Origin of the sequence: Bradyrhizobium sp. Mp27 (assembly GCF_029953005.1) — a bacterium.
In the GTDB taxonomy this organism is placed as follows: Bacteria; Pseudomonadota; Alphaproteobacteria; order Rhizobiales; family Xanthobacteraceae; genus Bradyrhizobium; species Bradyrhizobium barranii.
In genome coordinates this window covers 1-267 of the sequence record NZ_JASAUS010000750.1, presented here as the reverse complement: position 1 = coordinate 267, position 267 = coordinate 1, and the positions used below count along the sequence as shown (strand labels likewise).

General features: G+C 61.0%; 1 pseudogene. It reads right to left on the bottom strand.

From position 1 onward, the window contains the following. Positions 1–155 precede the first annotated feature (155 nt). Positions 156–267 (bottom strand): annotated as a pseudogene (locus QJT78_RS52535) (IS110 family transposase); the annotation flags it as partial.

The following is a 267-nucleotide window of genomic DNA, read 5'->3' as shown; positions in this document are numbered from 1 at the left end:
CAACCACTACAGATCTTCGCAGGCATTGCCGGGACCAGGGCATTCGCTCCTGACGTCTTCAGCCTCAAGAGCCGATAACGCAACAGGCCCCTTGTGGGAGAGGGTGGCTCGCCGCGTAGCGGCGAGACGGGTGAGCGACTGTGTTCGCTGTCAAGCGGTTGCCATGGTGTTTTCGTCCTGATCATGACGTTGAGGATGGTCAGCAGCTTGCGGGCGACGGCGATCAGGGCAACGAGCTTCGGCTTTCCATTGGCCACGAGGCGGTCA